This is a genomic window from Methylobacterium sp. E-005, from assembly GCF_022829725.1.
In the GTDB taxonomy this organism is placed as follows: Bacteria; Pseudomonadota; Alphaproteobacteria; order Rhizobiales; family Beijerinckiaceae; genus Methylobacterium.
Genome location: NZ_JAKSYG010000150.1, coordinates 1 through 301, shown reverse-complemented (window position 1 = coordinate 301; position 301 = coordinate 1). Strand labels below are relative to the sequence as shown.

General features: G+C 70.8%; 1 protein-coding gene. It reads right to left on the bottom strand.

Translation table 11 applies throughout. The annotated features are described in order from the left end of the window. Positions 1-248 (bottom strand): methyl-accepting chemotaxis protein (locus MKK88_RS15990; protein ID WP_313902323.1); only part of this gene is annotated, 248 nt, incomplete at its 3' end. Positions 249-301: the final 53 nt, after the last annotated feature.

Below are 301 nucleotides of genomic sequence, written 5' to 3'. Positions count from 1 at the left end.
TCGACCTCCTCCGTGGCGCGGCGTGTCTGATCGGCCAGGGCTTTGATCTCGGTGGCGACCACGGCGAAGCACCGGCCCGCCGCGCCGGCGCGGGAGGCGTCGATCGTGGCTTTCAGCGCCAGGAGGTTGGTCTGGGAAGCGATCGACGCGATCGTGTTCGCGGCGCCGCCGCTCGGATCGGTTGCGGAGCGCAGATTCTCCATGATGCCGCCTCTGGCTTCGGCGTCGCTCGCGGCATCGGCCGCCACCTAGCTGGAATGGCCACCCGAGCCAGCGACCTACCCGACGGCGCCCACCACTC